5 protein-coding genes and 1 pseudogene are annotated in these 6111 nt (G+C 29.0%); all 6 read right to left on the reverse strand.

Features of this window, described 5'->3' with window-relative positions; genetic code table 11:
- Nucleotides 1–90 precede the first annotated feature (90 nt).
- Nucleotides 91–900, reverse strand: coding sequence for an MBL fold metallo-hydrolase (locus HMPREF0216_RS13485; RefSeq protein WP_040420003.1), 810 nt, complete (start codon nucleotides 898–900; stop codon nucleotides 91–93).
- A gap of 146 nt (nucleotides 901–1046) precedes the next feature.
- Entirely contained in the window at nucleotides 1047–1925 is an 879-nt protein-coding gene (locus HMPREF0216_RS13490) for a LysR family transcriptional regulator (protein WP_040420005.1), read from the reverse strand.
- A 157-nt stretch (nucleotides 1926–2082) separates the two neighbouring features.
- On the reverse strand, nucleotides 2083–3306 hold the full coding sequence (locus HMPREF0216_RS13495) for an MFS transporter (protein ID WP_005215306.1): 1224 nt from the start codon (nucleotides 3304–3306) through the stop codon (nucleotides 2083–2085).
- Nucleotides 3287–3673 (reverse strand): MerR family transcriptional regulator, encoded by a 387-nt coding sequence (locus HMPREF0216_RS13500; protein ID WP_005215307.1) that lies wholly within the window; start codon nucleotides 3671–3673, stop codon nucleotides 3287–3289. The genes HMPREF0216_RS13495 and HMPREF0216_RS13500 overlap by 20 nt, the downstream gene beginning before the upstream one ends.
- Nucleotides 3674–3716: 43 nt before the next feature.
- On the reverse strand, nucleotides 3717–4694 hold the full coding sequence (locus HMPREF0216_RS13505; protein ID WP_005215309.1) for an aldo/keto reductase: 978 nt from the start codon (nucleotides 4692–4694) through the stop codon (nucleotides 3717–3719).
- Between the two features lie 213 nt (nucleotides 4695–4907).
- Nucleotides 4908–6083 (reverse strand): annotated as a pseudogene (locus HMPREF0216_RS13510) (6-phospho-beta-glucosidase); the annotation flags it as partial.
- Nucleotides 6084–6111 lie beyond the last annotated feature (28 nt).

Raw genomic sequence — 6111 nt, forward strand, 5'->3', positions numbered from 1 at the left:
TTAAACAGGGGGTTTTTCAACAAACTGCAAAAAAATAAGGCTTAAGCCTTATTTTTTTTATAAGAATTGTGTTAATTATTAAAACACTTTTTATTTACTTTTTAAAGTGAATTTTTCACCTGGTGCTACAATATTAATACGGTTTGGATTTATAATACGCCCATTAAGAGATTCTGGGTCTCCATTAAAAGCATTCATTTCTGGTGCATCTACTGTTCCCCAATGAATTAAAATTAATTCTGCATTAGGATAAGTATTAGCAAGTTTAATTGCATTATCTAATCCAATATGCCATGAATTATCGGAAAAATCTAATAATATTACATCAGGAGCTGGCATTTCTAAATGCTCTTTTAATAATCTTGAGTCTCCTGGTAGCCAAATAGTTCCTTCTGGAGTATCTATCCAAAATCCACAGTAATCTTCAAATTCAAATTTTCTAATTTTGCTATACCTACTGCTTTCATTTTGCCATGCATGATCAGCAGGTGTTAATTTTATATTTAAATTTCCAAGTGTAAAAGTTTCATATATATCATGACCAATACCTTTTAAACCTTCTTCATTCATTAATTCTGCTACATAATGGGGTCCATGATATTCCTTACATACCTTAGAAAGATTTTTACATGTAATTCTACTAAAATGATCATTATCACAATGCGTAATTAAAACTCCATCTAAGTTTGGAACATCGCTAGACTTAATTGGCATATCTACTAATAATGGCAAATCAAATCCTTCTAGTAATGGATCAATCATTATTACTGTTCCATGTGAATTAATCATAATTCCTGCACTGGATAACCAACGAATTTCAGTATTATCAATTATATCAAAGGCATCCTTTAAAATAGGTTGTGTTTGTGGTGCTACTGCTTGTTTAATAATTTTATTCATAGTATCTCTCCTCACCTTCATATAACTGCCCCAGGGGCACGCTCATTTTGTCAGATTAACACCTGTACAAGTTCTAATTTAGTAATAGTGCCAGTAAAATTAATCTGTAAAAATATGTATTGACCCCTGGGGCAACTTGTCTATACTTATTTAAAAGTATTTTTTATTTCTTCTATAAATTTACTTGTTGCTGAAGAAAAAATTTGATGTTTTTTCCATACAATTACTGTACCAGTTTCAATCCTTGGTAAAATTGGCTTAAAGCAAATATTAGTTTCATCATTAATATTAATCAAATTTTCTAAACTAAATGCATATCCTAATCCCTCTTCTACCATAATAGCAACATTAAGACCAAGATTATATGTTGAAATGATATTTAACTTATCATAATCCTTGCCAAACCAATTAAAAATTTCATTTTGAACTATTGTACGCTTTGAACTAATTAAAGGTTTTCCAACTAAATCATCAGCTGTAATATAAGCCTTATTGGCCAAAACATCATCTTTTTTCATTAATATTCCCCATACTTCCTTTTCTTTTAAACGTACAAATTCATATTTTGAAATATCTACAGGTTCTGTTAAAAGTCCAATATCTAACAAACCCTTATCTATTCTTTCTTTAATATCATCTGCATTTGCACTATATAAATTATACTGAACTTGAGGATATAAATCATGAAACTCTTTCATTACTTTTGCAAGACTATGCATAGCATTGGTCTCACCACTGCCAATGAATATTTCTCCTGCAACAATATCATTATCATTTAGAAACTCTTTTTCTGTTCTTTCTGCTAAATCAACTAGTTCTTCTGCCCTTCTTCTTAAAATCATACCTTTATCCGTTAAAGTAATTTTATTTTTACCTCTAACAAATAACTTAGCGTTTAATTCATCTTCTAATTGCATTAATTGTCTTGATAATGTTGGTTGTGTAATGTTTAATATTTCAGCAGCTCTTGTTATATTTGCTTCTCTTGCAACTGCTAAAAAATACTTTAAAACTCTAAGTTCCATATTCTCACCTCTTTTTGTTTTATTATACATTATTTTCTTAATTAATCACATTAAAACTAAGTTTAAATAAAACATAATAATTTATATATTAAATACCATATACAGATAACTTAATAAATTCTAATTTTAAATAATTCTTAAATTATTTATAGTAATATTACTGTAAAACCTCTTTTGCTTGGTATTCTTTTAAATGACTTTTACTTTCTAATCCATTTATTTTATTATATTTAACAACAATAAACATTAAAGCTAAACATATAATATTAATTGCTATTCCTAATATAAATGCATAGCTATATGAATCTGTAAAATCATAAATATAGCCAACTAATGATAATGCAAAGGCAGCTCCAAAATTAGATGCAAATGATATAATTGGAAATACTTTAGAATAATTATCCATTCCAAAGAAATGCTTTGTAAGAAGTGGTATTCCAACTGCACCTACAATTGAAGATTTAGATACAATAATCAAAATAATTCCTGATACATTTGCAATCATCATAGTAACACTTGCTTTAACTTCTCCAAGTCTATCACTCATAACACCTATAATTAATTTAGAAATAACATTTCCAATCATACTTGCTGAAAGAAGCATTGCTCCTAAAGTAGTGCCATAACCTATAGATTGTGCAAAACCAGGTAAATGCTGAGTAATTCCTGTAATTGTTGTGTTTATAAATGAAAGTGTACAAAAGCAAATAAATGCTACTGTCATAAAATTAAATACCTTATTATTATTTATCTCTTTAAAATCATCTTCATTTTCTTTATGTCCAAAAGGAGTCAAGCCTTCTTCATTTGCAGTAACTTTAAATGGATAAATAATTGCTGGTAAGCATAGTAATAAAATAATTCCTGACTTTATTAAATATCCCGTTTGCCATCCAAATAATTCTATACATCTTGATAAAATAGGTGAGCAAATAGCTCCTGCTATCCCACTAAATCCAAATACAATAGAAGTTGCTAAACCATGATTCTTTTTAAACCATCCATTTATAATCATTGTCAATGGTACTATGGAAAATAATCCTGTACTAAATCCCCTAATACCACCTAATAAATAGGCCATAGTTACACTTTTTACATTAGCCATCATACTAGTAGAAATGACAGTGATAGCAACACTAATAATTAAAATCCATTTATAAGAAAATCTACTCATTAATTTTGGTACAATTAATGCAGTTATAGCTGTTATAAGAGAAAAAATAGTCATATGCATAGCAAATGTTCCTCTCATAACGCCTAAACTTTCAGATACAGGAGTATAAAATACTCCTGAAGAATTTATTGAGATTCCTATAGAAGAAGCTGCCAATCCACAGCATACTACTAAAACATACCATGGTTTAAAGTTGTTTTTTTTCATTCTTCTTCTCCCCTGCTTTACTGTTGCATCCATTCATTTCATAAATAAGCCAATCTAAACAATCAATAGATTTCTGCTTATTGTGGATATCTTCTAAAATCAATTGCCTTTTCCTATTTAAAATACGCACTCTTTCATCCTTACTAAAATCACCTTGCTCTACAAGTTTCATATATCTTAAAATCTCTTCAAGTTCTAATCCTACTTTTTTTAGAGTAACAATTTTACTTAATTTTTCAATATCTCTATCTTCATACTCACCAATACCATTAACTTTTTTAATATCATCAAAAAGGCCAATATTTTCGTAATTTTCTAGTTCTACTAAATTAATATTAAATTTTTCACTAACTTCTTTTATATTCATAATTCCACCTCCTAAAAAATTTTATCTATACTTTTAGAAGGTTTTACCTATGTCCAACAATATTATGTGGAACATAAGCATCTTCTAAATACTTAATATCTTCATCACTTAGCTTAATATCTAAAGCACCTATAAAATCATCTAGATATTTTTCTTTAGTTATTCCTACAATAGGTGCAGTAATACCTTTACTCCATAACCATGAAACTGCAATTTGTGATTTAGTTACGTTATATTTCTTTGCAATATCTGCTACTCTTTCAACAATTACCTTATCACTATCTTCTGTAGTATCATATTTCATTTTTGCAATTTTATCTTCCTTAAATCGCTTTGAATCTGAAGTCCAATCACGAGTTAAACGTCCTGCTGCAAGTGGACTATATGGAACTAAAGCTACCCCCATATCCTTACACATTGGATTCATTTCTCTTTCTTCTTCACGATATAATAAATTATAATGACCTTGCATTACTGAAAATTTAGTCCATCCATTCTTTTCAGCTATATATTGAGCTTTTGCAAATTGCCATGCATACATTGATGACGCACCTAAGTATAAAACCTTTCCTGAACGTACTAAATCATTAAGCGCACACATTGTTTCTTCAATTGGTGTTTCATAATCCCATCTATGAATATATAAAATATCAATATAATCTACACCTAAACGTTTTAAACTTGCATCAACCTCGTTTATTATAGCTTTTCTTGATAAACCTGATTTATTAGGGCCTTTCCCCATTTCTCCACTAACCTTAGTTGCAATAACAATTTCATGTCTATTGGCATAATCCTTTAATGCACGTCCTAATATTTCCTCACTTGTGCCTAATCCATAGACATTAGCTGTATCAAAAAAATTTATTCCTAACTCTAAAGATTTTTTAATTATTTTTCTTGATTCTTCTTCATTTAATACCCAGCTATGAATCCATTTTTCTGGATCCCCAAAGCTCATACAACCTAAACAAATCTTTGATACTTCTAACCCTGTATTTCCCAATTTTACATATTCCATAATTACCCTCCTAAAACCTTATGTTTAATTTCTATACTTTTATTTTATATACTATATTTAATAATGTCTAATATCTATATTATATATATAATTATGCTTATAAAGCATGATTATATTTAAACTGGTATTTTTCTACAAATTCCGCCTTTCCCCTGGGGCGATAACTAAAAGCTCCATGATTATAGGTCTTTCTATAATCATAGAGCTTTTTATTTATTCTATATCTTCACCGTTACTTTCTATAACTTTTTTATACCAATAAAATGATTTTTTCTTAGTTCTTTTATTAGTTCCATTTCCATAGTTATCTCTATCCACATAAATAAATCCATATCTTTTGCTCATTTCACCTGTACTAGAAGCAACTAAATCGATACATCCCCAAGTTGTATATCCTAATAAATCAATTCCATCTATTTCTACAGCATCTTTTAAAGCTTTTATATGTTCTCTAAGATATTCTATACGATAATCATCTTCTACATATCCATTTTCATCTGGATTATCTATAGCTCCTAACCCATTTTCAACAATAAATAATGGTTTTTGATAACGATCATATAAAACATTTAATGAATTTCTTAATCCAAGTGGATCTATTTGCCATCCCCATTCAGTTGATTTTAAATAAGGATTTTTTATAGAACCATATATATTCCCTGCTGTCTCCATTTTATCGTTAGGAAAAGCGCTAACAACACGAGAACAATAATATGAGAAAGATACAAAATCAACTGGGTATTCTCTTAATATAGCTTCATCATCAGCTGCCATATTTATAACTATATTTTCTCTTTCAAATTTCTTTTTTGCATAAGCTGGATAATATCCTCTTGCTTGTATATCAATAAAGAAATATCCTTCATGATCTTGAATTATAGCCTTATGGTAATCTTCTGGTCTACATGAATATGGATAATTGTTACCACCAGCTAACATACAACCAACTTTATTTTCTGGATCAATTTCATGTGCAAGCTTTGTAGCTAATGAACTAGCAACTAATTGATGATGTGCAGCTTGATATTTTGCTTGAGTTTCATCTTCGCCTTCTTCAAAGCAAAGTCCAGCTCCAACAAAAGGTGCATGTAATAACATATTAATCTCATTAAATGTTAACCAATATTTAACTAATCCCTTATAACGCTTAAATACAGTAGCGCAGTATCTTTGATGAAAATCAATCATCTCTCTACTTCTCCAAGCACCGTATTTTTCTACAAGATGCATAGGAACATCAAAATGAGTTAATGTAACTAATGGCTCTATATTATATTTTTTAAGTTCTAAGAAAATATCTTCATAAAATTTTAATCCTTCTTCATTTGGTACTAAATCATCACCATTTGGGAAGATACGTGTCCATGAAATTGACATACGATAACATTGGTCTTATGTCAATATTTTGGACACAAAA

The sequence above is a fragment of the Clostridium celatum DSM 1785 genome (assembly GCF_000320405.1).
GTDB classification, from domain to species: Bacteria; Bacillota; Clostridia; order Clostridiales; family Clostridiaceae; genus Clostridium; species Clostridium celatum.